We start from the raw sequence: 26,277 nt of genomic DNA, 5'->3' as shown, positions 1-26,277 counted from the left end.
ATTAATTGATGTAAGTTGCAATGTTTTTTAAAAAATTTTAAAAAGTGTGTAAGCAATACACCATATAAAATTGTCAGTAATTAATAAAATAATAGCTTGATGAAACGATTATTTACAGTATTTCTTTTGGTTTTCGGCTGCTTTGAGGTGTTTGGACAGCAGCACAATATGTCAAAGCAATATGTCCCTGCAGGCGACCCTGCAGTTGAGCAAAAAATTGCAAATTGGCAAGATCTTAAGTTTGGTTTGTTTATGCACTGGGGTACCTACAGCCAGTGGGGGTAGTTGAAAGCTGGAGTATTTGCCCCGAAGATGAAGGCTGGACACAACGTCGCGGCCCGTATGGCGCAACTTATAATGGTTATAAAGCAGCTTACGAAAATTTGCAAACCACTTTTAACCCAACCAAATTCAATCCCGAAAAATGGGCGAAGGCTGCTAAAGATGCCGGTATGAAATACGTAATTTTTACCACCAAACACCACGATGGCTTTTGCATGTTTGATACCAAAGAAACCGATTATAAGATTACAAGCAGCAAAACACCTTTTTCAAGCAACCCGAGGAGCAATGTAACTAAAGAGATCTTCAACGCTTTCCGCAAGGACAACTTTATGGTGGGTGCTTATTTTTCAAAACCCGACTGGCACACCGAAAATTACTGGTGGCCATACTTCCCGCCAAAAGATCGTAACGTAAATTACGATCCGAAAAAATACCCTGATCGCTGGCAGAAATTTAAAGACTTTACCTACAACCAGATCAGCGAACTGATGAGCGATTATGGCAAGGTTGATATTTTATGGCTTGATGGAGGATGGGTGCGCCCTAAAAGCAGTGTTGATACTACTATAGACTGGCAACGCGGAATTAAATTTGACCAGGATATCGATATGCCGAAGATAGCCGCAATGGGCAGGCAAAAGCAACCAGGATTAATAGTGGTCGACCGTACCGTAGCCGGCAAATATGAAAACTACACTACTCCCGAGCAGGAAGTACCCGAAGTGCCACTTGACCATCCATGGGAGAGCTGCATAACCATAGGTAATTCATGGAGCTATGTTCCGGGCGATCATTATAAATCGGTACAGCAAATAGTGCAGCTATTGGTAAAAATCGTATCGCGCGGTGGCAACCTGCTCATGAACATTGGCCCCGGCCCGGATGGTGACTGGGACCCGGTTGCTTACGAACGCCTGCAAGGTATCAGCCGATGGATGAAAATCAACGGTGAAGGTATTTATGCCAGCCAGTCGGTTGCACCATATTCAACAGGTAATATATACTATACTAAAGCTAAGAACAGCAATACCATTTATGCCTTTGCCTTGAGCGATCAGGAAAAAGTGGTTTTGCCTGCTACTGTATCTGTAAAATTGAAAGACATTAAAAAGGTAAAGAAAGTTACCCTGCTTGGCAGCGCTCAAAGCCTTAAATGGAAACAGGTGGCCGATGGTATCGATATCAATATCCCGGCAAAATTACAAAAAGCCAGCGGGCTTAATGAAGCGGCCGGTTTTAAAATAGTTTATTAATATTTCATAACAACCAAATAACCACAATGTCATTTCGACGATCAGGGTAGGGCTAAAAAAGGTGAGGAGAAATCTTGTACAAGAGACGGGCAAATTTCCAGGGTGTACAAGATTTCTCCTGATTACTACCAAAAATGCCCTGTATACTCGTCTAAATGACAATTATACCGACAAAATCCCATATTATATAGCCAAGTTTTTACAGCTAAAATGATTTGGCAGTTCTTAATTTTGATCATCCATCCAACCCAAATAAATGACAACAACCCGTTCGGCAGGCAGATCTGCATTGTTTAAATTTTCATTAGTGTTATCCGTCCTTGCTTCTGGCGTTTATCAAAACGCAGGGGCGCAAACCAGCTACGAGCTTAATAGCGGCTGGAAATGTACGTCAATAAATAGTGTTAAAGATAATGGCACTATTATATCCCAAGCCAATTATGATCTGGCTGCATGGAATCCTGCAGTTGTGCCTGGAACGGTGCTTACAACCCAGGTAGCCAACAAACAGGTACCTGATCCATTTTACGGGATGAATAATGAAAAGATCCCTGATATATACAAGGTAGGCCGCGATTACTATACCTATTGGTTTGCCAATGATTTTAAAGAAGCCGTACCAGCCGGCAGTAATCAAACCTATCTTAACTTTCGTGGTGTAAATTATAGCTGCGACGTTTTCCTTAACGGGCATAAGCTTAACAGCAAGCTGCATAAAGGCATGTTTTTACGCCAGAGCTATAACATTACCAAATGGTTGAGCAAAAACGGCAATAATCGTTTGGCGGTTATCGTGTATCCTCCGGATGCTGTTGGTAATCCCAACGGCGGTCAGGGCGGTGATGGTACTATAGCGCGTGGCGTAGGCATTCAATATACGGCAGGGTGGGACTGGATCCAGCCCATCCGCGACCGCAATACCGGCATTTGGGATAAAGTAACCATTGAGCATACGGGTGCTGTGGTTATTAAAGATCCGCATGTGGTTACCCTTGTTCCGGGTGTTCTGTCAGCCGGAAGGTGCGCAGCAGCCGGCTATTGTACAGGTGTCTGCCGAGGTTGAAAATGCTACAGGCGCTGCAGTGAGCGGTACTTTACAATATAATTTAGATGGCAAGTTGGTATCACAGCCGGTTACACTAAAAGCAAATTCAAAACAGGAAGTTAAACTGGCTGACTACAGCCTTAAAAACCCTAAGCTTTGGTGGCCTAATGGCTACGGTCCGCAAAATTTGTATAAGCTTAATTTGCAGTTTGTGGCAGGTGGCAAAGTATCCGACCAAAAAAATATTGAAGTTGGTGTACGCCAGATCACTACCGAATGGAACAGTAAAACCGAAAGCCGCCAGGTTAATGTGAACGGCCAAAAAGTATTTATTAAAGGCGGTAACTGGATCATATCGGATCAGATGTTGCGTTTCAGCGATGTCCGTTATGATGCGGAAGTTCGTTTTCATCGTGATATGAACCTGAACCTGATCAGGGTTTGGGGTGGCGCACTGATTGAGCGCCCTGAGTTTTATGAGGCTTGCGATAAATACGGTATGCTGGTTTTCCAGGATATGTGGGGATCGGGCGATTGCAATGGTCGCTGGATAGATCCAATGAAAGCTGATGACCAATGGACCCGTCGTAAATATCCGGATGATCATGACCTTTATTTAAAATCAGTTGCCGATCAGGTTAAACTGGTACGTAACTTCCCCTCGCTGGCAATCTGGTGCGGTGGTAATGAGATCACTCCGCCCGAAGATATTTTTGCGGCCCTGCGTGATACCATTATGCCTAAGCTCGATAATACCCGTTGGTTTATCCCGTATTCAAACTCCGAAGAAATGTCGCGCAATGTACAGGGCGGAAACGGCGATGGGCCTTACGGCATCCAAAGCCTTACAACTTTCTGGGATCACCAAACTTATCCGTTCAATTCGGAAGTAGGGTCGGTTGGTGTTAGCGATTATGAGTCATTAAAACGCTTTATTCCTGCCGAAAATATGGTTGTGCCTGAGTTTGATGCATCTACCGGCAAAACTAAAACAGACCCGGTTTGGGAATATCATAAATATATTGGCTACGACGGTTTTGTTGATAAATACGGAAAAGCCAAAAATGTTGAAGACTTCGCAACTAAAGCACAGTTGGTAAATTATGATCAGTATCGTGCCCTCATGGAAGGTTTTAGCTCTCATATGTGGGATTGGTATACCGGTACTATCATCTGGAAAACCCAAAACCCATGGACAGCCATGCGCGGCCAGATGTATGATTATTACCTTGATCCTAATGCTTGTCTTTACGGCTTGCATAATGGCAGCGAACCTTTACATATCATGTATAACCAAACAGATGGTATGGTAATGGTAGCCAACAATACTTTTAAAACGCATAGCAATATGCTGCTGGTAGCTAAAACCTATGATATGGATGGCAAAGAGAAAGTGTTAACAAAGGTTTTTGCTGATGTAACGCCAACTACTACCAAACGCTATTTATCACTTAAGCATGAGATTGAAAAAGAGGCAAAAGACAAAGGTGTTTTCCTTTGCCTGCAACTGCTTAAATCGGATAAGGAAGTGATCAGCGAAAATATTTACTGGTTGCCCGATGCTAACGGTGATTTTTCCGGCTTACAAAAAATGCCGAAAGGTACTTTAGGCGCGTCTGCTAAATATTTAAAGAATGGTAAAGTAGAAGTAACGCTGACTAACGAGGGTGATGGTGCGCTGGCATTTTTCAACCGCCTGTCTTTAGTTAATGCTGAGACCAAACAACGCATTCTACCGGCCTTTTACAGCGATAACTATGTAACGGTGCTACCGGGTCAAACTAAAAAAGTTGTTATCGATCATAACCCAGGTGCAGATAAAAACCTTGCAGTAACTATTGGAGGCTGGAACATAGCAGAACGTACTATATCTATCGACAAATAACAAAAAGAAGACAATGAAGACTATTTCAAAATATTTGTCGGCAGCGGCATTGGCCCTTATCTGTACCGGTGCTGTTAGCGCCCAGGAAACAGCAGCAAAATTTCCGTTGATACCTTATCCTGCTCAATTAACTGCGGGAGAGGGATCATTTACTATCACCTCTAAAACGGCCATTGTAAATGCCGGCGCTTTTAATACCGAAGCCTATGCCTTGAAGGATTTGTTACGCAAAGGTTTAGGCACGCCTGTTGAAGTGAGCAAGATAAAGAAGGCCCGCGCCATAAATCTTGTTTATGATGCAAGCATAACTACTCCCGAAGCTTATCGCATGAGTGTTACTAAAGAGCAGGTAGTTATCCGCGCAAAAGACCCGGCAGGGGTATTTCACGCTGTAGAAACCATTCGCCAGTTATTGCCTGTTGGTATAGAAGCTGGTGTTGCTCAAAAGCAACTGACACTGCCGGTTGTAGCTATTGAAGATGCACCTGTTTACGGATGGCGCGGTATGCATTTGGATGTATCGAGGCATTTTTTCTCAGTGAGCTACCTGAAAAAGTTTATCGACCGGATGGCTTTGTACAAAATGAATAAGCTGCACCTGCACTTAACCGATGATCAGGGCTGGCGCATCGAAATAAAAAATACCCGCTGCTTACTGAAGCCGGCGCATGGCGTACGTTCAATAACCAGGATTCGGCCTGTATGAAAAAGGCTAAGGATAATCCTGATTTTGTGATCGATAAAGAGCATATCATCCAAAAAAATGGTAAAACATTATACGGCGGTTTTTATACGCAGGAGGAAATGAAAGGCGTGGTAGCTTACGCAGCAGCAAGGCATATCGATATCGTTCCGGAAATAGATATGCCGGGGCACATGATGGCTGCCATTAATTCATATCCTTTTTTAACCTGTGATGGCGAAAATAAATGGGGCGAATTGTTCACCAAACCTATCTGCCCATGTAACGAAAGTACTTTTGAATTTGCTGAAAATGTATTTACCGAGATCATGCAAATCTTCCCGTCAAAATACATCCACATTGGTGGTGATGAGGTTGACCGTACCAACTGGGGTAAATCAGATGCCTGTAGAGCTTTAATGGCCAAAGAAGGTATTAAAGACTTGGCCGGATTGCATAGCTACTTCATCAACCGCATGGAGAAATTCTTCAACTCCAAAGGCCGCAAATTGATAGGCTGGGACGAGGTAATTGAAGGTGGCATTAGCCCAACAGCTATTATTATGTACTGGCGCACATGGGTTCCTGATGCACCGGTTAAAGCTGTGAAGAATGGCAATACCGTGATCATGACGCCAGGCGAACCGCTTTACTTTGATAACCAGCCCGATCAGTATTCTGTTAGCAAGGTATATCACTTTAACCCGGTACCAAAGGTATTGAATGCCGAAGAAGCGAAATCAATCATTGGCGCTCAGGCTAACCTCTGGTCAGAAATGATCCCGTCAGAAAAACGTGCCGATTATATGTACATGCCGCGCCTAACTGCATTATCTGAAATGCTGTGGACGCATAAGGAAAGTGAATACGATTCATACCTGCAGCGCTTAACTCAGCAATACAAAAGGATGGACGCGATGAAGATCAACTATCGTTTGCCCGATCTGCCTAACCTGCTTAACCAGTATGTTTTCACCGACGAAGGCAAGCTAAGCATAGCGTCTCCATTGCCAAGCCTTACTATCCGCTACACTACCGATGGTACTTTGCCAAATGCTAAATCACCTGTATTGCCATCTCCATTAACTATTTCAAAGTCGGAATTGGTAAGGGTTGCCGCGTTTACACCAACCAGGACACGTGGTGATGTTTATAATTTGAACTACACACAACAGCAAATGCTTGGTCCGGTAAAAATTGCTCCACCTAAACCCGGGCTTACAGCTACTTATTATAAGGCTTTCTTTAAAAAGACTGCGTTAATGCAAAATGCAAAGGTTGACAGCACGTTTAGTACTGATAAAATAGAAGTACCTGCTACGGTTAAAGCTCCGTCATTTGGTATCACTTACAAAGGTTACATTGATGTGCCAACTGATGGTATTTACAGCTTTTATTTAACCTGCGATGATGGTGGCGTACTTTACATTGGCGATAAAACCGTCGTGGATAACGATGGCAACCACTCAGCGCAGGAACGTAGCGGCCAGGTTGCCCTAAAAATGGGTGCACATCCGTTTAAGCTTGATTTTATTGAAGGCGGTGGCGGCTTTAAGCTGTTGCTGAAATATAGTGTTAATGGCTCGGCCCCACAGGATGTGCCGTCATCATGGTTCAAAAACTAATTATCTGATACCAATTATGAAGAAGTTTACAGGCATTGCCTTATTATTACTTACGGCCGGTTTAAACGGTTTCGGCCAAACTGCTCCTAAACCTTATGGCGTATTGCCTACACAAGGGCAGCTTAACTGGCAGGAAACCGGGATGTATTGCATTATCCATTACGGCGTTGATACTTATACCAACAAGGAGTGGGGCTTTGGCGATGAAGACCCAAAGATTTTTAACCCATCGCAGTTTAGTGCACTGCAGATTGTGGCAGCTGCAAAAGCCGGCGGTTTTAAGGGTGTAGTTGTGGTTGCCAAACACCACGATGGTTTTTGTATTTGGCCAACTAAAACTACGGAGCACAATATCACCAAAAGCCCATATAAAAATGGCAAGGGCGATATGCTGAAAGAATATCGCGAAGCTTGCGATAAACTCGGCATGAAACTGGGTGTATACTGCTCGCCATGGGACAGGAACAACCCCAACTATGGCACTGCCGAATATGTTAAGACTTATCGTGCGCAATTGAAAGAGTTGTATACCAATTACGGTCCGTTGTTTATTTCATGGCATGACGGTGCTAATGGCGGTGATGGTTATTACGGTGGCAAACGCGAAGTAAGAAAAATTGACCGTTCAACTTATTATGGCTGGGATACTACCTGGGCTATAACCCGCAAATTGCAACCAAATGCTGTTTTATTTGGCGATGTTGGTCCGGATGTGCGTTGGGTAGGTAATGAGGAAGGTCATGCGGGCGAAACCTGCTGGGCAACTTATACACCACATGCTCCTGATGAAGGCAAGATTCCTGCTAATGGTTATGTAAAAGATTATGAAGGCACCGAAGGTACCCGTAACGGCGAATACTGGATGCCGGCCGAATGTGATGTATCGTTGCGTCCCGGATGGTTTTATCACAAAGCACAGGATGAGGGGTGAAATCACCTTACACCTTGCTTGATCTTTATTACAAAAGTGTAGGCCGTGGTGCAGCGCTTGATTTAGGTTTATCTCCTGATCCGCGTGGTATTATTAACGAGATCGATGTTAAATCATTAACCGAGTTTGGTAACCTGGTTAAACAAACTTTCGCAGTTAATTTGGCAAAAGGCGCAACACTAACAGCCAGTAATGTGCGTGGTGGTAACAAAGCCAAATTCGGTCCGCAGTTTTTAGTAGATGACAACCGTTACAGCTATTGGGCAACTGACGATAAAGTAACTACGCCAACTTTAACTATTGATCTGCATTCGCCAAAAACATTTAACGTGATCCGCCTGCGCGAAAATATTAAGCTTGGGCAGCGTATTGAGGCCGTTGCCGTAGATGCTTACGTAGATGGCAAATGGGAGCAAATAGGTGAGGCTACCAGCATTGGCGGTAATAGGTTGATCCGTTTAACGCAAAATATCACAGCAAGCAAATTGAGACTGAGGGTTACCGCTTCGCCGGTGGCTATTGCATTGAGTGATTTCGGGATTTATAAAGAGCCTGTACATTTAACTGCGCCAAAAGTGTCACGCAATAAAAAAGGTGAAGTAAGCATTATTACCGAAGCACCGGTAAGCGCAATCCGCTATACGCTTGACGGGCACGAGCCAACATCGAGCTCGCCGGTTTATACTAAGCCGTTTGTGCTTAATGAGGGCGGAGTAGTAAAAGCCCGGAGCTTTGAAGGTAAAGGTCAACAAAGTGAATGCGCTTATGCATCATTCGGCTATGCTAAAACCGATTGGAAAGTATTGGATGCCACAGCGCCTAATGAGGATTGGGGACGTGCAGAGAATGCCTTTGATGAAAATACCGGGAGTCTTTACAGCACGCTAAAAAAGAAAGCGCGCAATTCCCGCAGCAGATCAGCGTTGATTTAGGAAAAGAGCAAAAGATAAAAGCATTTGGCTATTTGCCAAGGCAGGATAAACAAGCTGATGGTATAGTTGATAGCTATGTGTTTTATATCAGTAACGACGGTAAAACCTGGGAAAAAGTAGCTTCGGGCGAGTTCTCAAATATCAAATCGAATCCTATTGAACAACCTGTAGCATTAAAGCAGGAAGTAAAAGCCAGATATTTTAAATTTGAAGCCGCGCATGTAATTGCAGGCAATGGTATTACTGTTGCCGAATTAAGCGTTTATTAATAATCTATTAAGTATTGGGGTTTAATTGGCAGCAATATAAACCTCAATACTACCATTTAAGTAAAGAATGAAAAAGCAACTCGTTTTGGCCGGTTTACTGGCACTTGTTAATTTAAGCTCGCAGGCACAAAGGCACCAATCGCAGCCCATGAAAAAGGCCGGCGGTTTAACGCAATATGTCGATCCGTACATCGGTACCGGTTTCCACGGTCACGTTTTTGTGGGCGCAAACGTTCCCTTTGGTGCCGTGCAGTTAGGCCCAACCAACATTTCTGAAGGCTGGGACTGGTGCTCCGGCTATCACATTTCTGATTCTACCATCATCGGCTTCCAGCACACGCATTTGAGCGGCACCGGTATCGGTGATCTGGGTGATATTTCTTTTATGCCTACAACCGGGCCAATTAACGTATATAAAGGCAGCAACAAAAATCTTAAAGCTGGTTATGTGTCGTTGTTCAGCCATAAGGACGAGGTTGTAAAACCAGGCTATTATAAGGTGAAACTTAAAAAATACGATATAGGCGTTGAGCTTACCGCCAGTACCCGTGTTGGTATGCATAAGTACACTTTCCCGGCAACAAAAGATGCTCACATCCTTATTGATTTGCAGGAAGGCATAGGCTGGGACAGGCCAATGGAAACCTATATCAAACAGGTAGATAAAAACACGATCTGCGGCTATCGTTTTTCAAAAGGCTGGGCAGAGGATCAGCGTATTTACTTTACAGCTGTGTTTTCAAAGCCCATTGAAACTTTCGCGGTTTATGACAGTACGGCCAACGTTAAAGGTACTGAGTTAAAAGGGGAAAAGGTAAAAGGTGTTATCAGTTTCACCACTACCAAAGGCGAAGTAGTTTATGCTAAAGTGGGCGTCTCGCCGGTGAGCGCCGAAAATGCCATGTTGAACATTAAGGCCGAAATACCGGGCTGGGATTTTAATAAGGTAGTTACCGATGCTGATGCAGCCTGGAATAAACAGTTTCAGAAAATTGTGATCAAGGCCGATTCATTATCTCAGATGAAGAAGTTTTATACCGCTTTTTATCATACTATGATAGCGCCATCTATCTTTAACGATGTGAACGGCGAATACTGGGGAACTGATAAAAAAGTGCACAAAAACGAAGGTTTCAATAATGTAACCACCTTTTCTTTATGGGATACTTATCGCTCCAACAACCCGTTGTCAACCATTATCCACCCAGAGCATGTGAACGATATGATCAACTCTATGCTGGCTATTTATCAGCAGCAGGGAAGCTTGCCGGTTTGGCATTTAATGGCTAATGAAACCAATTGTATGGTGGGCTACAGCGCAGTGCCTGTTGTTGCCGATGCTTTGTTAAAAGGTTACAAAGGCTTTGATGCCAATTTAGCTTACGAGGCCATGAAAACCACCGCCATGGGCGACGACCGTGGTATCAAATATGTGAAAAAATATGGCTATATCCCGGCAGATAGCAGCCGGGAATCAGTTTCAATGGGTCTTGAATATGCCATTGACGATTGGAGCCTGGCGCAGGTAGCAAAAAAGCTGGGTAAAACTGAAGATTATGCTTACTTCAGCAAACGTGGTGCTTATTACAAAAACTACTATGACGCCAAAGCAGGCTTCATGCGCGGCCGTTTGTCGCAGGATGCATGGCGTACACCTTATAGTCCGTTCATTTCTATCCATGAAACCGGCGACTTTACCGAAGGCAACGGTTGGCAATACACTTTCCTTGTTCCGCAGGATGTGGAAGGCTTAATTGATATGCTCGGCGGCGTTGATAAATTCAATACCAAGCTCGATTCATTGTTTATTGCGCAAGGCGATATGGGCAAATTTAAATCGCCGGATGTTTCGGGTTTGATTGGTCAGTATGCGCATGGCAACGAGCCAAGCCACCCTATGAGCTACTATTACGCTTATTCTGGCAAACCATGGAAAACAGCCGAAAAGGTAAGGTTCATCCTTGACGATTTTTATACTGATAAACCAGATGGCATTATTGGTAACGAAGATGTTGGCCAGATGTCGGCCTGGTACGTGTTATCCGCAGTTGGTTTTTACCCGGTTAACCCGGCTAACGGTCTGTATGTATTCGGTAGCCCGGTGGTAAATGAAGCTACGCTACAATTGCAAGGCAATAAGAAATTCCATGTAGTGGTTAAGAATAACGGCCCTAAAAACAAATACATCCAGGCCATGACGCTTAACGGTGCCAACTATACCAAAACTTATATCAAACACACAGATGTTATGCAGGGTGGAGAATTGGTGATTACTATGGGCGATAAGCCCGGTACAGTTTGGGGCGTTGGTGAAGCTAATAAAGCGGTTTCGGTGTTGAAGTAAATACAAACAATATTATTATTCCCCCCTGTCATTTCGACGAGCAACGGGCAGGGGAGAGCATTAGGGCGAGGAGAAATCCTATACGTGCAACTAAGCAAATTTGCATATCGAACGTATAGGATTTCTCCTCGCCCTTTCTTTTGCCGGGCTTCACTCGTCGCAATGACAGTGGGAATGTTTTAGGTGCGGTCGGTGTTATTATCGCACGCCTGGCCGCTTATCTTTTTCAATCAAACAGCATTTATCAAATTATGCGATAACATGATAACATAGACAGCAGGAGGGGGTTAAAAGGGTTAACATAATTTTGACTGATATTGTTTATATAATTGATAATCATATGATTAAAAGACAGAAGGGGTTGCACGAAAGATTTCCAAAATATTCAGCTTACGGTCGGTGTTGTTACACTTGAGCCTTTAGGAAATATCTCCATAAGATAAATCCCTAATTAAAACTTAATCTTGCCTTGACATGTTATCTCAACATGAACCGTCTCCTCAAAAAGCTCGAAAAAATTGGCCGCGATCCTAAGATTACTGCAAAGGCAGTCGGCCTGCGTTATGTTTCTGATTCATCATCAGGTTATACCCGCAAAAAATCGGGCAAGGGTTGGAGCTATTATGATGCGGATGGTAACCTTATAAAGGACAAGGAGCTGATAGCAAGGTTTAACAAGCTGGTGATCCCCCGGCTTATACCAACGTTTGGATCTCGCCTTATGAAAACGGTCACTTGCAATTTACAGGTACAGATGCCGCAGGGCGCAAACAATACCGTTATCACACCTATTGGAACCAGATCCGCAACCAATCCAAATATTACCGGATGCAAACTTTTGCCGCGCATTTACCGGAAATTCGGGAGCAGGTAGATAAAGATTTGGCAAGGCGCAACTTTGATCATGAAAAGGTGGTAGCACTGGTGGTAAGGTTAATGGAATTGACAAGTATCAGGGTAGGGAATGAGTCGTACAAAAAGTTGTATGGATCATTTGGTTTAACAACCTTACAAAACAGGCATGTAAAGGTTGAAGGTTCTAATTTACGATTTGAGTTTAAAGGCAAAAAAGGTGTGTTTCATAAGGTATCGCTCCAGAGCCGTAAGCTGGCCCGTTTAGTAAAGCAATGCCGGGATATTCCGGGAAAAGAACTCTTTCAATATTATAATGAGGATGGAACAAAGTGCAGTGTTGGTTCAGGCGATGTCAATAACTATCTGCGCGAAATAACCGGCGAGGATTTTACAGCCAAGGATTTCCGTACCTGGGCCGGCAGTGTGAGTGCGCTATACGCCTTTAAAGAAGCCGGGGAGTTCAATAGCGTAACAGAATGTAAAAAGAAGATTGTGAGTGTTTTGGATGAAGTAGCGATAAACCTTGGGAACACGCGTACTGTTTGTAAAAAGTACTACGTGCACCCATCGGTTATTAAAAGTTATGAAGAAGGCACCATTTTTAAGTATATCAGCCAGCTTGATGAACGCGAAGATGTAAAAGCCGCCGAACTTAATATTGCTGAGAAAGCATTACTCAACCTACTTGAAACGGAAAAACTGGCCGAGGCCAGTTGAAGGTTGAGTATGTTTACCGGGTTGATTTTAGAGCGGTATAAAGAACGGTTTAACTATTAACTGATCTCTGTAAAACCCAGGCTCAAATCAACCAATTATTTTTTGCGTGTACTGATCATTACTACACCGTTTTTAGCTTTATCGCCATATTTTTTTGTGCCCTCGTCGCTTTTCATTACTGCTATACTATCTATCGTATTTATATCCATTTTTTTAAAAGCATCCAATGTACTGGTTTTTCCATCGATAATTACCAACGGATCTTTCTTACCGTCGATCATGATGTTCATTCCGTTAACCTTTAGTGCCTTAACGTTTGCTTTTTTACCATAACCGGTAACAACTACATCACCACCTCCTGCTACTGCGACATTATCATCTGAAGTTATACTATAGGAGAGCGCAACCGGTTTGGCTTTTACGCCGTTTACAGTTACTGTACTGCTACTGCTTGCACTTGTTGATCTGCTTAACCCTTTAACTACAACAACGTTTTTAAGTCTTTTTACATCTACGTTTTTGTTATCAGGTACGATAGTTAAGGTGTTGACATTTACATTGTTGTTGTCATCGTCTAAAAGTACATCGCCACTCGCATTGGTAGTGACAACTTTACTGATCCCCCTTGTTTTGGCTACTTCCTTTTCAAGCTCTTCTTTATTTGGTGCATCTTTGGTAATTACGTAGACTACCTTAACAGGTTTGTCATCTTCAATTTTCGCAAATTTCCGAACTCTATCACCAGCAAGAATATACACATTGTCAATTTTCGTTGCATCGAGGTTTTTACCAGTTGATATCGCGCCATTCACCATAAGTATGAGCGAATCTTTTTTCTGATCTCCTGTTATTCTGTACTTTTTGTTGGTGTCGAGCTGGATTGCCAAAGGAGCTACGGCCACAAGCGGACTTAATGCAACTTTAGGCAGTACCACCGGAGAGGCAGGAATTGCAGCTTTAGAAGTTCTTGCTTTCGATACAGGTTTTGAAGCTTTCGCAGGTTTGGCATCCTGTTTAACAACCTCTTCGGGGTTGATGTTAATGATCCTGGCCAGGGGTTGTACCGCGGCGGCAAGGGTGATCCTCACCGGTTTGGCAAAGTCAGCTTTTGAAATGCTGAATACCAGCAACAGGGCCATAACGGCCGGCACTACAAAAACGTAGCGGGTGAGGTTAAGTTTCGACGATCTTTTCGCGTTCATCATGATTATCCGTTTTTTTATAGTTGAAATATTGAAATGGTTTACAATGCTGGGTTGGGTATTATTAAAGCTCACATTAACCAAACTATATTGGTAGGTTTTACTATCGATACCATTTTTAAGGATCTTGCGGTCGGTAATAAACTCGATGTTTTCCCTTACCGCCCGCTTAATAAGCCAGATGCCGGGGTTAAACCAATAAAAGATGCTGCTTAGCTCAGCCAACAAAATATCGGCAGTATGCCACTGGTTTACGTGTACCTGCTCATGCAGCAGGATTGATTTCAGATCGGCGGGTTCATGTTTGGCTGGGTTAACATAAATGCTTCGCCAAAATGAAAACGGGGCGGCGTCTTTGTCCATCACCCTAACTAAATGGTCGCCTATGTATTGAGGTTTGGAGTTTTTATACAATCGTAAAAGGGAAAAAAGCTGCAAGGCCAGGCGGATGAGCAGCAAGCCGGCACCCGTCCAGAAAATAACACTCAGCCAGTACCAATAATCAAATGTTTGAACCGGCTGGCTTACCAGTTGAGCCGGCGACTGCCAGTTAATGGCTATTTGCTCCATAGGTTTAGCCAGTTCTTCGTGCCGCTGCACAAAGGCCGAAAAATTGATTTGCGGGTAAATACTGGCAAACAGGATGGCTGCAAGTAAATAGATGCGGTTAAGCGTATAAAAGGTTAAGGGTCTTAACACCAGGTAATAGCCCGCGCAAAATAGTAACAAGGCTATGTTCACTTTCAGTAAAAAAACAAATGTTGCCGGCATGGTTGTAAGGTTTATTGTTTTTCAATGAGTTTAATGATCTCTTTCAGGTCGGTAGCGCTGATCTTCTTTTCGTTGGCGAAAAACGTTACCAGGTCTTTATAGGAGTTTTGAAAATAGTCGCTCACAAAACCACTCATAAAGCGCTTTTTATATTCTTCTTCCTGTATCACGGGCAGGTAACGGAACGAGTTGCCCATTTTTTCGCTTTTTAAAAATCCTTTGCGCTCCAGGTTCTTTATGGTAGAGGCAAGGGTAGTGTAAGGGGGCTTTGGTTCGGCCAGTTGATCTAAAAAATCTTTGATAAATCCCGGGCCCGATTGCCACACAGCCTGCATTGCTTCTTCCTCTTGTTGCGATAGTTTTTCCATTGTATTTACGATTGTTTCGTAAATCTACGAACTATTCGTAGTAAAGCAAATTTATTTTCAGTTTTTAACAGAATTTAACGTTTGGTTTAAAAGGTTAGTGGTTGGAGATCAGAGGTTAGGGGGATATAGGATTGAAGAGAGGTAACTATTTTCCTTTACCTATTCACTACTCACCCTCAAATCTGCGTTAGTGATAGGAGCGGATACCGGCCTGTGACTAAGGCCTGTGCAGTATGAGCGGATAGCCCGGGCCTGAGGCAACGCCCGTAATTTGAACCATGATTTTAGGATTAATAGATTGGCAGGATGCTGCTGAGTCAGGATTAAACAAATTTCAGACGACTTATTGAGCTTTCTTGTCATTCTATAAATTCTTTAATTCTAAGTAATTTCCGTTCAGATAAATAACCAATCAATATTTGATATTACTGCGACGATAACTAAAGCCCACCAACCCATCAGTAAAACTAATGCAAGCTTGCTAACAGCCTAACCTCTAATCTCCAGCCTCTGATCTCTAATTTCCGCCAACCATATCTTAACATAAATCTATCAATCACCAAATCAACCCTGTTAATTTCATAAAAACCACAACAAAAGTTGATCTTAACTTAATATAAAAACAAACAAAAAACTATATTTAAGCCTGAGTTGATTGTAAAACATAAATACGCGCTTATTGAAAACTATTACCCGCAGAGACTTTTTAAGTAAAGGTGCTATGCTGGCTGGCGGAGCTTATCCCGCTATGCTTGCCCTTGGCTTACTTAAATCCGCACCCGCGCATGCTTTTAACCTGGAAGGCAGCGGCAAAGGCAAACACATTATTATTTTAGGAGCCGGTTTGGCCGGTATGACCTGTGCCTATGAGCTTGGCAAGCTTGGATATCAATGTACCATTTTGGAGGCGCGGCAACGTACAGGCGGTCGCTGTTTTAGTATTCGTAATGGAAGTACCAATACCGAAATTGATAAACCTACGGCTACAGCCCGTTTTGATGAAGGTCAATATTTTAATGCAGGCCCATCGCGCATTCCCCACAATCATGAGCTCACGTTGCATTACTGCAAAGAGTTGGGTGTACCCATCCAGGTTTATAACAATGTAAACGAGGGCGCCTATTATTTTGCCGAAGGTAAGGGGCCTTTATCTAATAAAAAAATAAAGGTACGGGAGGTGCATAACGACATTCGCGGTTATATGACCGAAATGCTTGCCAAAAGCATTGACCACGGCGGTCTCGATAGCAGCTTTACCAAAGAGGATGGCGAAAAGATCATCGAATACCTGCAAGCCGAAGGTGGACTGGATATTGATAAATTGTACAAAGCGTCTGCTCGCCGCGGCTATACGGAATCACCTGGTGCAGGCGATAAGCCTGGCAAAATCGCTGATCCGCATAAACTGGCCGATCTGCTGCATTCGGGTTTGATGGATCCAGATTTCTATAATGTGGCCGAATATACCTATGAACTGCAGATGACCATGTTTCAGGCCGTGGGCGGTATGGATCAGATAGCTAAAGCGATGGAGAAGAAAGTAGCGCCATCCATAAAAATGGGAGCGGAGGTTACTGCCATTAATAATGTGCCTGATGGCGTTAAGATAACTTATAAAGACGCTACAGGGGAGCATATCTTAAATGGCGACCTGTGTATCTGTACCATTCCGTTACCCGTGCTAAGCAATATCAGCAATAATTTTAGCGGCGATGTTAGCCGGGCTATTGACTATATCAGCTATAACCAGACCGGAAAGATAGGCCTGCAGTTTAAGCGCCGCTTTTGGGAGGAGGATGAGCATATTTACGGTGGTATAACGCACACTAACAATGATTTAACGCAAATATTTTACCCGAGTTATGATTATTTGGGAAAAAAGGGTATCTTGATTGGATATTATAACTTTAACGAAAAAGCGCAAAAGATCGGCGCTTTAGGCTACGCCGAAAGGGAGAAGTTCGCGCTTGAAAAAGGCAAGCTGATCCACCCGCAGTATGACAAGGAGTTTGAAAACTCGTTTTCGGTAAGCTGGCATAAAACCAAATATAATTTAGGCGGATGGGCGGTGTATACTACCGAAACCCGCAAAACACAATACCCGGTACTGTTAAAGCCCGATAAGCAGGTATATTTTGCAGGCGAGCATTTGACATACCTGAATGCCTGGATGGCCGGTGCCTTTGAATCGGCCAGGAGCACGGTTGCCGCCGTACATGCAAGGGTTACAGGCCAGCGTACCCAATATCCGGCTCAAAAATAAAACGACGTTACAAAACATTAAATACCACCACCATGTCAAGTACAATTAACCGCAGAAACTGGATTAAATCCAGCGCATTTATGGCCGGAGGACTGGCCTTTTTTCAGGAACAATTGGTAAGCTGGCAGCCATGCCGGCCCGCGTATTTAAATTACAAAGCCGGGTATTAACCGATCAGGAAGCCGTTACCAATGCCGGCTTTGAATTGAAAGCAAGATTATTAGCCAATGAGAACCCTTTTGGCCCGTCGGCAGCAGCAAAAAAAGCTATCCAGGATGCTATTGATAAAAGTTATCAGTATCCTTTCATGACCCAGGGCACCCTGTACAATAAAATAGCCCAGTATGAGGGTATAAACTACAACAACATTTTAATGGAGTCTGGCTCATCGCCATTGTTGTTGGCAGCGGCGATCCATTACAGTAAAGGCGGTAAAAGCATCATTACCGGTGATCCATCGTATGATGATCTGCCTTCACATGCGCAACAATTGGAAGGCAAATGGATCAAGGTGCCCCTAACTGCAGACTATAAACTTGATCTTGACGCGATGGAGGCAAAGGTTGATGATAATACCGGTCTGGTATATGTCTGCAATCCCAACAACCCAACTGCAACTATATTGGATACTGCTAAATTGAAAGCCTTTTGTGAACGCGTATCTAAAAAAACAACAGTATTTGTTGACGAGGCTTATATCGATTACCTGCCCGATCCACAAGCCAGCACCATGATCAGCACCGTGAAAGCCGGAAGCAATGTTATTGTTGCCCGTACCTTTTCAAAATTGTATGGTTTTGCCGGTTTGCGTTGCGGTTATGTGATTGCCCAGCCCGATACTATTAAAACTTTATCGATGTATACTACAGGCTTTTCGCTTGCAGCAACTACTATTGCAGGCGCAATTGCGGCGTATCGCGAAGAGGAATTTTTAAAGGATGCACTCCAAAAAACGCTGGCCTCAAAAGAATACCTGTATTCGGTACTTAAAAAAGAGGGTTATGAATATATCCCTTCATCGGCAAACTTTGTGATGTTCCCGCTTAAAATGGACGGTAAAAAGTTTGTAAGCGAAATGATGAAACGCGGCGTAGGTGTCCGCAACTGGCAATTTAACGGCAAAGACTGGTGCCGAGTAAGCATTGGCCGTATGGACAGAATGGAAGCCTTTGCCGATGCGTTTAAACAGTTATCTTAAGTGGTGATTAGAGGTTGGAGATTAGAGGTTAGGAGTCGTTTTTATCCATTAGCCTATAATCTCTGATCTCCAATCTTTAACACAACCAACCTCTAATCTCTAACCTCCAATCTCTAAAATGAGAAACCTCACATTAACACTACTACTAAGTTCATCACTTTATTTTGCCCAGGCGCAAACTGTAAACCCTCGTCCGCTTACTATGGATGAGTATAAAAAGGCACAATCATTCACCATTGTTAATTTGGATAATGATACCTACATTAAATTTGAAAATACCTATGTGCTTGACCGGTACGAAAGCCGTAAACCCTATTTTATAACCGGGGCCGACGGGTTAAAAAAACGTATCGACCTGTATAAACTGGTTGCCAAAGAAGGTATGCAAGAAATAGGCCTCATGGTATTTTATACCAACGAAAAAGGCAAGCTTTACAAAGCCCTTGTGCCCGATTTTACTGCCGATGCCAAGGTTTGGGAGCAGTATTTCCAGGATATTGATAATATCAATAAAGTGGAGCAAAACTTTATCCTGAAGTTGTCGTACGTGCTGTCAAAGGAAGTCAGCTTTCAACAATATAAGGTGCTTAACGCCGGCAAGGATTTGAAGGAAGAGGCCGCTACCTATGGCAATGACATCTGTTTCCCGGGCGAAGAACTGGTTACCATGGCCAATGGCGATAAAAAGATGCTTAAAGCTGTGAAAAGTGGCGATGAGGTAATAACGGTTGATCCGTTGACTAAAAAAGTACCGCTGTAAAGGTAAAAGAACTTACCATACATGAGGCCAAAAACTACGCTTTAACGCAACTGGTACTGGTATCGGCCCAAACAAAAAACACAGCCGAAGGCAGGCAGGTAAAACTGAATAGCAAAGTGTTACAGGCAACTCCTAATCACCCTATGTTAACCAAACAGGGTAACATTAAAATTGGAGCGGTAGCAACCGGCCAGGAAGTACTTTGCCTGAACGAGCAAACCGGCAAATATGAAACTTTCACCGTATTGCAAAAAACAGAACACGCGGGCGGTGTACAAAGAGTATATAACATTGTAGCCGATGGCGGCAGTACCCTGCTCATGAACGGTGTAATGGTGATGCAGAAGTAATTTCGTGTTCCCTTTTTCTGCTTTAATCAAACTTAGTGTCTCCCTCGGGGTCTCTGTTGGGGACCCCTGAGATATTCATAAAATACCAGCTTCTTAACAATGTCGGCAACAATGCGTAGTCCTGCGAAGCATAAACTGTAGGGAAACATGCTTTTGTAATAATGAAGTTACCATGAATAATTCAATCATTTGCATCAAAATGTTGCAACATTAAAATCTATAAGTTAATTTAGATGACTTAAATATGACAATTATGCTTGTTAACAAAAAATTATTAGTTACGCTAGGTCTGCTATCCATAGTAGTGTTTGGCGCTATGACTACAAGTAAACCGCAGGACAGAAGGTTTTAAAAACCTTAAAGTTTTGCCTAAAAACATTTCGGGCGAGAACCTGCACAAGGTTATGGAAGAGTGGGAGCATTCATTAGGTGTACATTGCAACTTTTGCCATGCCCGTAATGAAGAAACTAAAAAGATGGATTGGGCAAGCGATGCCAAGCCTGAAAAAGCAATGGCGCGCGATATGTATAAAATGATGAACAAAATTAACCAGAAGTATTTTCATGCAAAAAAGGATTCTTTAGGCATGATCATGCAAAGTGGTGTTAACTGCAATACCTGTCACCGTGGTACAGCTCATCCAGAGGTTATGGTACCTGACGGAAAAGGTCCGGGTGGTCAGCCTGGTCCGCCGTCTGCTGGTCCTGCTCCGGGCAGCCCTGCGCCAACTAAGCCATAATTAACAAGTGTATTAGTATAATTAAATGCCTTTGGTAACCCCAGGGGCATTTTTGTTTTATAGTGGTTATTATCAGCTGTGTTTACCTGCAAAGTAAAAATTAGGTTAAGGATTTTGTTATTTAACTGTTGAATATTTATAATTTTTGACAGATAGCTTCAAACTGTATTCATGAAAAATTCATGCTTGGTAACGATCTTTATACACCATAGAGGTTCGTTGGTTTTATTTAGAGAATTGCTAGTTGATTTATGATCAAATTTGCAATGTTGATTTATGAAACCGGGGACTAATTATTGTAACCTTTAATATTATCATAATTAATAAATGACTGCTGAGTTTCAGATTAAGCCACAGGAGCAAGCTAATATCTCAACAAATTCCAGCGATTTATTTTGCCGGAATTGCAAAAACCGGTTGAGCCGTATCAAACGGAGCAGCCTGGCAAAATTTTTATTGTTGGGTTTACCCTTTAAAAAATACATCTGTTATAAGTGCTCCCGTAAAACCTACAGGTGGGCCCCCAAATAATACTTCAATCGTTTTTATAGCATTGGGCATATAGTATCTTTTTGTGTAAATCAATTACATTTGTTTTATGCAGAAAATACTGATTGCCAACCGTGGTGAAATAGCTTTACGAATTATGCGCTCGGCGCGCGAAATGGGTATTAAAACCGTTGCGGTTTATTCACATGCTGATCGGGACGCCCTGCACGTGCGCTATGCTGATGAGGCTGTAAATATCGGGGAAGCTCCATCCAGTCAATCCTATCTTATTGGAGAAAAGATCATAGCTGCATGTAAGCAAACCGGGGCTGAAGGCATTCACCCTGGATATGGATTTTTAAGCGAAAATGCCGGTTTTGCCAGGCTGGTTAAGGATTCGGGACTTATTCTTATTGGCCCATCTCCCGAGGCCATGGAAGTAATGGGTAACAAGTTATCGGCCAAAGCTGCGGCACTCAGGTATAATATTCCGATGGTACCCGGAACGGAGGAAGCCATTACTGATGTTAACGAGGCTAAGAAACGGGCTATTGAGGTAGGTTTTCCAATATTGATCAAAGCAGCCGCGGGCGGCGGGGGTAAGGGGATGCGCATTGTTGAAGGCCCGGCAGACTTTGAAGAGCAAATGCAATTGGCTGTATCCGAAGCTACCTCAGCTTTTGGCGACGGCTCTGTTTTCATTGAGCGCTATGTATCATCTCCCAAACACATCGAGATCCAGGTACTTAGCGATACGCATGGTAATATTGTGCACCTGTTTGAGCGGGATTGTTCGGTACAGCGCCGCCATCAAAAAGTAGTTGAGGAGGCGCCATCGGCAATATTAACACCCGAGATCAGGGAAAAGATGGGGCGTTGTGCGGTTGATGTAGCCCGGTCTGTAAATTATACGGGTGCAGGTACGGTTGAATTTATCATGGATGAAGGGTTGAATTTTTACTTTCTGGAAATGAATACCCGTTTACAGGTTGAGCACCCTGTTACAGAACTGATAACCGGTATTGACCTGGTAAAGGAGCAAATTAAAATTGCAAGGGGCGAGGCTATCAGTTTTAAACGGGAAGATTTGAAGATTCATGGTCATGCCATTGAACTGCGTGTTTATGCCGAAGATCCGGCCAATAATTTTTTACCGGATATCGGCACGCTGCAAACCTATATAACCCCAAAAGGGCCTGGCGTACGGGTTGACGATGGGTTTGAGCAAGGCATGGAGATTCCCATTTATTACGACCCGATGATAGCCAAGCTGATAACCTTTGCGGATACCCGCGCTGAAGCAATTGAGCGGATGATAAGGGCTATAGATGAATATCAAATCACCGGTATTACTACCACCCTCGGTTTCGGCCGTTTTGTAATGCAGCACGAAGCTTTTACCTCTGGCAATTTTGATACCCATTTTGTAAAAAAATATTTTTCGCCCGAGGTGCTGCTGGAAAGTCGCGAGGATGAAGCTATTGTAGCAGCAATAGTAATGGAACAGCTCTTGAGCAAAAAAGGGTTTCAATTGCTGCCCCGGTAGAGGTAGCTAACTCAAGCAACTGGATCAAGAACAGGAAGCAGATTTAATAATTGTTGATCGCGGCCAGTTCATCTATCAAAGCTGCCTGAGCAGGGTTGATCTTTATTTTTGCTGTCGCCATATCAAACCATTCGGCACGATCAATTTCATCAAAAGTTTGTTTTTTTCCTGAGCGAGGCGGCCATTCTATTTCAAAGGTATTGCTTTTGATATTTCCCGGATCAATATTGCCTTCAACAGCCCAGGCCAGTACTGTTTTACCCCCCTTTTGTTTTATAAAGTTCAACGCTATAAAATCCCCGGTTATTTCATGCCCGGTTTCTTCCCGAAATTCACGCTTTGCTGCCTTGAGGGGATCTTCGTCGGGAAGATATTCACCTTTGGGTACCGACCACGAGCCTTCATCCTTGTTTTTAAAGAACGGCCCGCCCGGATGTACAAGAAACACCTGCAAACCATGAGCTGCTTTACGGTATAATAAGATCCCTGCGCTTTGCTTTGGCATGTTTAAGATTTAAAGGCAAGTTAATGAAAGGCTTAATTATAATTGTTATTTTTGATACAAACGCCCCAAACCGATATACAATTATTATGGCAGACAACAGATGGAGCAAATTTAAAGTAACTGCTGATGTTGATACGGACGTACGCAGTATGTATGAAGCCTGGGCTACTCCCGAAGGCCTGGAAACCTGGTTTTTGCGTAAGGCTGATTTTTTTGCCATAGCAGGCCGTCAACGCGAACCGCAGGAGTTTATAAAAAAGAGGATACTTATACCTGGCATTGGCATGGGTTTGATGATACCATTTCCGAAAACGGACAGGTGCTGGAAGCCAACGGCGCCGATTTTATAAAATTTACTTTTACAGGCGGCAGTATAGTGAGTGTATCTATCACTGCTAAACTGGGCGTTGTTATTGTTGAACTGGTGCAGGAAAACATCCCCGAAGAAGCCGACCCCGAAAAAAATCTTTATGTGCAATGCCAACTTGGCTGGACATTTTATCTGGCCAACCTGAAATCGGTGCTGGAGGGCGGCAAAGATCTTCGCAATAAGCGTAAGGATTTGTTCTCGAGTTTCAAATAATTTCATTTACTGCTGACAAACCATAGTGCAAAATATTTTAGCTTTGGGTCAATCAAAATAGCCCCTTTCAACGGGCCGGGAAGCATATGTTTACAGGAATTATAGAAACTTTAGGGAAGATCACCGATCTGCAGCAGGAAAAAGGCAACCTTAATATTACAGTAGAATCGGCTATATCGCACGAGCTCAAGATCGATCAATCGGTAGCGCACAATGGTGTATGCCTTACTGTGGTAGCTTTAGCCGATGGCTTGCACGTGGTAACCGCGATTGAAGAAACATTAAATAAAACCAATCTTTCGCAGCTCAAAGTTGGCGACCCGGTAAACCTGGAACGCTGCATGCAAATGAATGCCAGGCTCGATGGCCACATTGTTCAGGGCCATGTTGACCAGGTGGCTGTTTGCACCGCGTTTAAAGAACTTGACGGCAGTTGGGAATATACCTTTGAATATGATGCAGCAAGCGGCAATGTAACCGTAGAAAAAGGATCTATCTGTGTAAATGGTATCAGCCTAACCGTGGTTAATTCGCATGCCAATAGTTTTTCTGTAGCTATTATTCCGTATACATTTGAGCATACCAACCTGCACAATGTGCGGGTTGGCAGCCAGGTTAACCTCGAGTTTGATATCATAGGCAAATACGTTGCCCGCTTAATGCAACGCTAAATTCCCAAAGATTTAATGCGCTCCCTGGAGTACGCTATATAAGTTTTTTGTGTCTCCTTTGGTTTACTTGCCAGGTACTTTTTATAGTACTTAATAGCTGTTGCCTTATTCTTCAGTTCGGTATCATACAGGGTTGCAAGTGCATAATAGGTAATAGGGTCGGGTTTATAAAGCAAGCTTTTCTGGTAAGCTTGAACTGCATTTTTAAGCTGGTGCAGCCTGTCGTACGAATCACCTTTTTCATTGTAATAGGAGCTCACCCCTGTAGATATTGCTTCTTCAATGGCCTTATCCAGGTAAGTTATCGCTTTTGAGTCGTTGTGCAGGGCTTTGTAGCTCATGGCTGTATAATAATATGAAGCTTCTGTGCCGGTATTACCGTCCTCCAATGTTTTGAAAGTTTTAATACAATCCGGATAGTTGCCGGTCATGTAATAAGAAGTGGCCAGCATGGATACAATGCTGCCGGCCTGCTCGCCCGCGTCTATTAGTTTTTTGGTAATGGCGATAGTTACTGGATACCTTTTTAATGCGTACGAGGCCTGGGCCTTGCCTTTCAGGAGCAGCAAATTGGCAGTATCGGCAACAAGTGCTTTGTCGATAATATTTTCAGCATTGCCATATAGTTTAAGGTTGATGAAGAAGGACGACAGGTCATAGGCTACATCAGGGTTAAGCGGATTGATCTTATTAGCTTTTTGCAGATATACAATGCTCCCCTCTATATCGCCTAAATTTTGCGACAGGTCTGCCAGTTGCTTATACACATCAAAGTTGGTGGTATCTTTCAACAGGATCTTCTTTACATATACGATCGCTTTTTTATTATTACCGCGCCTTTTAATGATCTCGCTCATGTTATATAGATTAATGAGGCTGGTGGTATCCGTAGCGTAAATGCGCTGGTAATAATTTTCGGCATCGGGCAGGCGGGATGCCATTTTTGAGGTGTAGGCGAGTTTAGCTAACACTTTAACATCGATAACGGGCTCGTGATATATTTTTTGAGGTAATCTGCCGCGTCGGCAAAACGCTGGTTTTGATAATAATCAAGCAGGAGCGAATCATTAACGGTTTGCTGAGCGTGTAGTTGCAATACTGATAAGATAAGGAATAGGGTTATAAATAGGTTTTTCATAACTAAATATTTAGTTGAACTAAGTTATTAGTTATAAGTGTTAATTCCAAATCTGAAACAATTTTTTATTGGTGTGGTTAAAATATAAAGTGATACTTAAAACCACACATTATGGATAAGTTAAAGAAATTTGGACTGATGGAAAAAATTGTCCATGAACTGGAAGACCTGAAAAACAGCCAGCAGGCTATTATTGCTAAGTTAACTAAAATAGAAGTTGATAATATCGAACTTGGTGATAAACGCCTTGAAAAAGATCTGCCCGATATGCACCAGCGTGTATCAGAAAACCTGGATACTATTGCAGCCATCCTTGAGGATTTTGCTAATCAAACCGCAAGCTATAGCGACAGCAACAATATAGCCGCCCTGAAAGAGCAGGAAGCATTAGGAAAATAAGTTAAAAATAAAATCCCCGTTCTCGGGGATTTTATTTTTATAGTCGTGGTAATACTAAAGCACCATTATTTCTTGTTGATTTTTCCACTATTCCGGTTATATCTTTTTATGGCCTGGAGATAATTTTTCCATTGGATGCTTTCAATAGCGTCAAGATCGTCACCAACCATAACCCGTAGATTTTCTTCGTTATATTGGATAATAGGCCCGTTGTTGAGCTGTATAGCAACGATGGATTTTGGATTGAACATTTTCCCTTCGGGGTCACTTAAAAGCGAGTATGCATTAATGGGGCCGCTTATAAATTTAAACATCCAGCAGCTATCATTAGCGATGCCTGCATAATAATGGGGGGCCAAAGTATTGGCATTTTTTTCAGCTGATGGAGGTGTAAGGTTTCGGGCTATTTCAATAGTTTGTTCAGGATATATCACTTGTTCCCTGTTTGTATCCGCTTTAGATAGTGACTGA

At 43.0% G+C, this 26,277-nt stretch carries 25 protein-coding genes and 2 pseudogenes; 21 read left to right on the top strand and 6 right to left on the bottom strand.

Annotated elements, in window-relative coordinates; all coding sequences use genetic code 11:
- Positions 1-99: 99 nt before the first annotated feature.
- From ACRQ5D_RS28430 to ACRQ5D_RS28380, 11 genes and pseudogenes are all read left to right on the top strand, one after another.
- Positions 100-285, top strand: coding sequence for an alpha-L-fucosidase (locus ACRQ5D_RS28430; protein WP_431198538.1), 186 nt, complete (start codon positions 100-102; stop codon positions 283-285).
- On the top strand, positions 276-1,538 hold the full coding sequence (locus tag ACRQ5D_RS28425) for an alpha-L-fucosidase (RefSeq protein ID WP_431198537.1): 1,263 nt from the start codon (positions 276-278) through the stop codon (positions 1,536-1,538). Before ACRQ5D_RS28430 ends, ACRQ5D_RS28425 begins: the two co-directional genes overlap by 10 nt.
- 256 nt (positions 1,539-1,794) lie before the next feature.
- Positions 1,795-2,601, top strand: a complete 807-nt coding sequence (locus ACRQ5D_RS28420) for a glycosyl hydrolase 2 galactose-binding domain-containing protein (protein WP_432327372.1) — start codon at positions 1,795-1,797, stop codon at positions 2,599-2,601.
- Complete coding sequence (locus ACRQ5D_RS28415; protein ID WP_432327370.1) at positions 2,519-4,468, top strand: glycoside hydrolase family 2 TIM barrel-domain containing protein; 1,950 nt, start codon at positions 2,519-2,521, stop codon at positions 4,466-4,468. The genes ACRQ5D_RS28420 and ACRQ5D_RS28415 overlap by 83 nt, the downstream gene beginning before the upstream one ends.
- A gap of 13 nt (positions 4,469-4,481) precedes the next feature.
- Positions 4,482-6,260: pseudogene (locus tag ACRQ5D_RS28410) on the top strand (family 20 glycosylhydrolase).
- 68 nt (positions 6,261-6,328) lie between these two features.
- The gene (locus ACRQ5D_RS28405; RefSeq protein ID WP_432329900.1) at positions 6,329-6,775 is read left to right on the top strand and encodes a PA14 domain-containing protein; all 447 of its coding nucleotides are present in this window, start codon (positions 6,329-6,331) and stop codon (positions 6,773-6,775) included.
- 16 nt (positions 6,776-6,791) lie between these two features.
- Positions 6,792-7,706, top strand: coding sequence for an alpha-L-fucosidase (locus ACRQ5D_RS28400; RefSeq protein ID WP_431198536.1), 915 nt, complete (start codon positions 6,792-6,794; stop codon positions 7,704-7,706).
- Positions 7,703-8,638, top strand: a complete 936-nt coding sequence (locus ACRQ5D_RS28395; protein ID WP_432327368.1) for a chitobiase/beta-hexosaminidase C-terminal domain-containing protein — start codon at positions 7,703-7,705, stop codon at positions 8,636-8,638. The genes ACRQ5D_RS28400 and ACRQ5D_RS28395 overlap by 4 nt, the downstream gene beginning before the upstream one ends.
- Entirely contained in the window at positions 8,623-8,907 is a 285-nt protein-coding gene (locus tag ACRQ5D_RS28390; RefSeq protein WP_431200889.1) for a discoidin domain-containing protein, read from the top strand. The genes ACRQ5D_RS28395 and ACRQ5D_RS28390 overlap by 16 nt, the downstream gene beginning before the upstream one ends.
- Before the next feature lie 67 nt (positions 8,908-8,974).
- Positions 8,975-11,251 carry a GH92 family glycosyl hydrolase gene (locus tag ACRQ5D_RS28385; RefSeq protein WP_432327366.1) on the top strand — a complete coding sequence of 759 codons (2,277 nt, stop codon included), beginning with the start codon at positions 8,975-8,977 and terminating at the stop codon, positions 11,249-11,251.
- A gap of 828 nt (positions 11,252-12,079) precedes the next feature.
- Positions 12,080-12,823 carry a DNA topoisomerase IB gene (locus ACRQ5D_RS28380; RefSeq protein ID WP_432327365.1) on the top strand — a complete coding sequence of 248 codons (744 nt, stop codon included), beginning with the start codon at positions 12,080-12,082 and terminating at the stop codon, positions 12,821-12,823.
- Between the two features lie 95 nt (positions 12,824-12,918).
- Here the strand turns inward: ACRQ5D_RS28380 and ACRQ5D_RS28375 are convergent, their stop codons facing one another.
- Entirely contained in the window at positions 12,919-14,796 is a 1,878-nt protein-coding gene (locus ACRQ5D_RS28375) for a M56 family metallopeptidase (protein WP_091162635.1), read from the bottom strand.
- Positions 14,797-14,807: 11 nt separating this feature from the next.
- Entirely contained in the window at positions 14,808-15,164 is a 357-nt protein-coding gene (locus ACRQ5D_RS28370; RefSeq protein WP_091162636.1) for a BlaI/MecI/CopY family transcriptional regulator, read from the bottom strand.
- A gap of 679 nt (positions 15,165-15,843) precedes the next feature.
- On the opposite strand from ACRQ5D_RS28370, the gene ACRQ5D_RS28365 reads away from it, so the two are divergent.
- From ACRQ5D_RS28365 to accC, 6 genes and pseudogenes are all read left to right on the top strand, one after another.
- The gene (locus ACRQ5D_RS28365; protein ID WP_218134330.1) at positions 15,844-17,427 is read left to right on the top strand and encodes a flavin monoamine oxidase family protein; all 1,584 of its coding nucleotides are present in this window, start codon (positions 15,844-15,846) and stop codon (positions 17,425-17,427) included.
- A 130-nt stretch (positions 17,428-17,557) separates the two neighbouring features.
- The gene (locus tag ACRQ5D_RS28360) at positions 17,558-18,625 is read left to right on the top strand and encodes a pyridoxal phosphate-dependent aminotransferase (RefSeq protein ID WP_432327363.1); all 1,068 of its coding nucleotides are present in this window, start codon (positions 17,558-17,560) and stop codon (positions 18,623-18,625) included.
- 118 nt (positions 18,626-18,743) lie between these two features.
- A complete protein-coding gene (locus tag ACRQ5D_RS28355; protein ID WP_432327361.1) occupies positions 18,744-19,385 on the top strand; it encodes a hypothetical protein in 642 nt (213 codons plus the stop codon).
- Between the two features lie 143 nt (positions 19,386-19,528).
- Positions 19,529-19,735, top strand: coding sequence for a hypothetical protein (locus ACRQ5D_RS28350; RefSeq protein ID WP_432327359.1), 207 nt, complete (start codon positions 19,529-19,531; stop codon positions 19,733-19,735).
- A gap of 350 nt (positions 19,736-20,085) precedes the next feature.
- Positions 20,086-20,475 (top strand): annotated as a pseudogene (locus ACRQ5D_RS28345) (c-type cytochrome); the annotation flags it as partial.
- A gap of 598 nt (positions 20,476-21,073) precedes the next feature.
- Positions 21,074-22,510 (top strand): acetyl-CoA carboxylase biotin carboxylase subunit, encoded by a 1,437-nt coding sequence (accC, locus tag ACRQ5D_RS28340; protein WP_431198533.1) that lies wholly within the window; start codon positions 21,074-21,076, stop codon positions 22,508-22,510.
- A gap of 43 nt (positions 22,511-22,553) precedes the next feature.
- On the opposite strand, the gene ACRQ5D_RS28335 is transcribed toward accC, so the two are convergent.
- On the bottom strand, positions 22,554-23,015 hold the full coding sequence (locus tag ACRQ5D_RS28335; protein ID WP_091162640.1) for an NUDIX domain-containing protein: 462 nt from the start codon (positions 23,013-23,015) through the stop codon (positions 22,554-22,556).
- A gap of 86 nt (positions 23,016-23,101) precedes the next feature.
- Between ACRQ5D_RS28335 and ACRQ5D_RS28330 the strand changes: the two genes are divergently transcribed.
- From ACRQ5D_RS28330 to ACRQ5D_RS28320, 3 genes are all read left to right on the top strand, one after another.
- The gene (locus tag ACRQ5D_RS28330) at positions 23,102-23,365 is read left to right on the top strand and encodes a hypothetical protein (protein WP_431198531.1); all 264 of its coding nucleotides are present in this window, start codon (positions 23,102-23,104) and stop codon (positions 23,363-23,365) included.
- Positions 23,335-23,598 (top strand): SRPBCC family protein, encoded by a 264-nt coding sequence (locus tag ACRQ5D_RS28325; RefSeq protein ID WP_432327356.1) that lies wholly within the window; start codon positions 23,335-23,337, stop codon positions 23,596-23,598. The genes ACRQ5D_RS28330 and ACRQ5D_RS28325 overlap by 31 nt, the downstream gene beginning before the upstream one ends.
- An 86-nt stretch (positions 23,599-23,684) precedes the next feature.
- Positions 23,685-24,269, top strand: a complete 585-nt coding sequence (locus ACRQ5D_RS28320; protein ID WP_091162641.1) for a riboflavin synthase — start codon at positions 23,685-23,687, stop codon at positions 24,267-24,269.
- Here the strand turns inward: ACRQ5D_RS28320 and ACRQ5D_RS28315 are convergent.
- The gene (locus tag ACRQ5D_RS28315) at positions 24,266-25,240 is read right to left on the bottom strand and encodes a tetratricopeptide repeat protein (RefSeq protein WP_431198529.1); all 975 of its coding nucleotides are present in this window, start codon (positions 25,238-25,240) and stop codon (positions 24,266-24,268) included. The two genes, ACRQ5D_RS28320 and ACRQ5D_RS28315, sit on opposite strands and share 4 nt — an antisense overlap.
- Complete coding sequence (locus ACRQ5D_RS28310; RefSeq protein WP_431198528.1) at positions 25,234-25,407, bottom strand: hypothetical protein; 174 nt, start codon at positions 25,405-25,407, stop codon at positions 25,234-25,236. Before ACRQ5D_RS28310 ends, ACRQ5D_RS28315 begins: the two co-directional genes overlap by 7 nt.
- Positions 25,408-25,518: 111 nt before the next feature.
- Here ACRQ5D_RS28310 and ACRQ5D_RS28305 point away from each other — a divergent pair, with 111 nt between their 5' ends.
- Complete coding sequence (locus ACRQ5D_RS28305; RefSeq protein ID WP_091162643.1) at positions 25,519-25,806, top strand: hypothetical protein; 288 nt, start codon at positions 25,519-25,521, stop codon at positions 25,804-25,806.
- A gap of 65 nt (positions 25,807-25,871) precedes the next feature.
- Here the strand turns inward: ACRQ5D_RS28305 and ACRQ5D_RS28300 are convergent, their stop codons facing one another.
- Entirely contained in the window at positions 25,872-26,240 is a 369-nt protein-coding gene (locus ACRQ5D_RS28300) for a hypothetical protein (RefSeq protein ID WP_432327353.1), read from the bottom strand.
- Positions 26,241-26,277 lie beyond the last annotated feature (37 nt).

The organism is Mucilaginibacter sp. P25 (assembly GCF_050859465.1).
Lineage (GTDB): Bacteria > Bacteroidota > Bacteroidia > Sphingobacteriales > Sphingobacteriaceae > Mucilaginibacter > Mucilaginibacter gossypii.
This window is presented reverse-complemented; position numbering and strand designations above follow the sequence as displayed.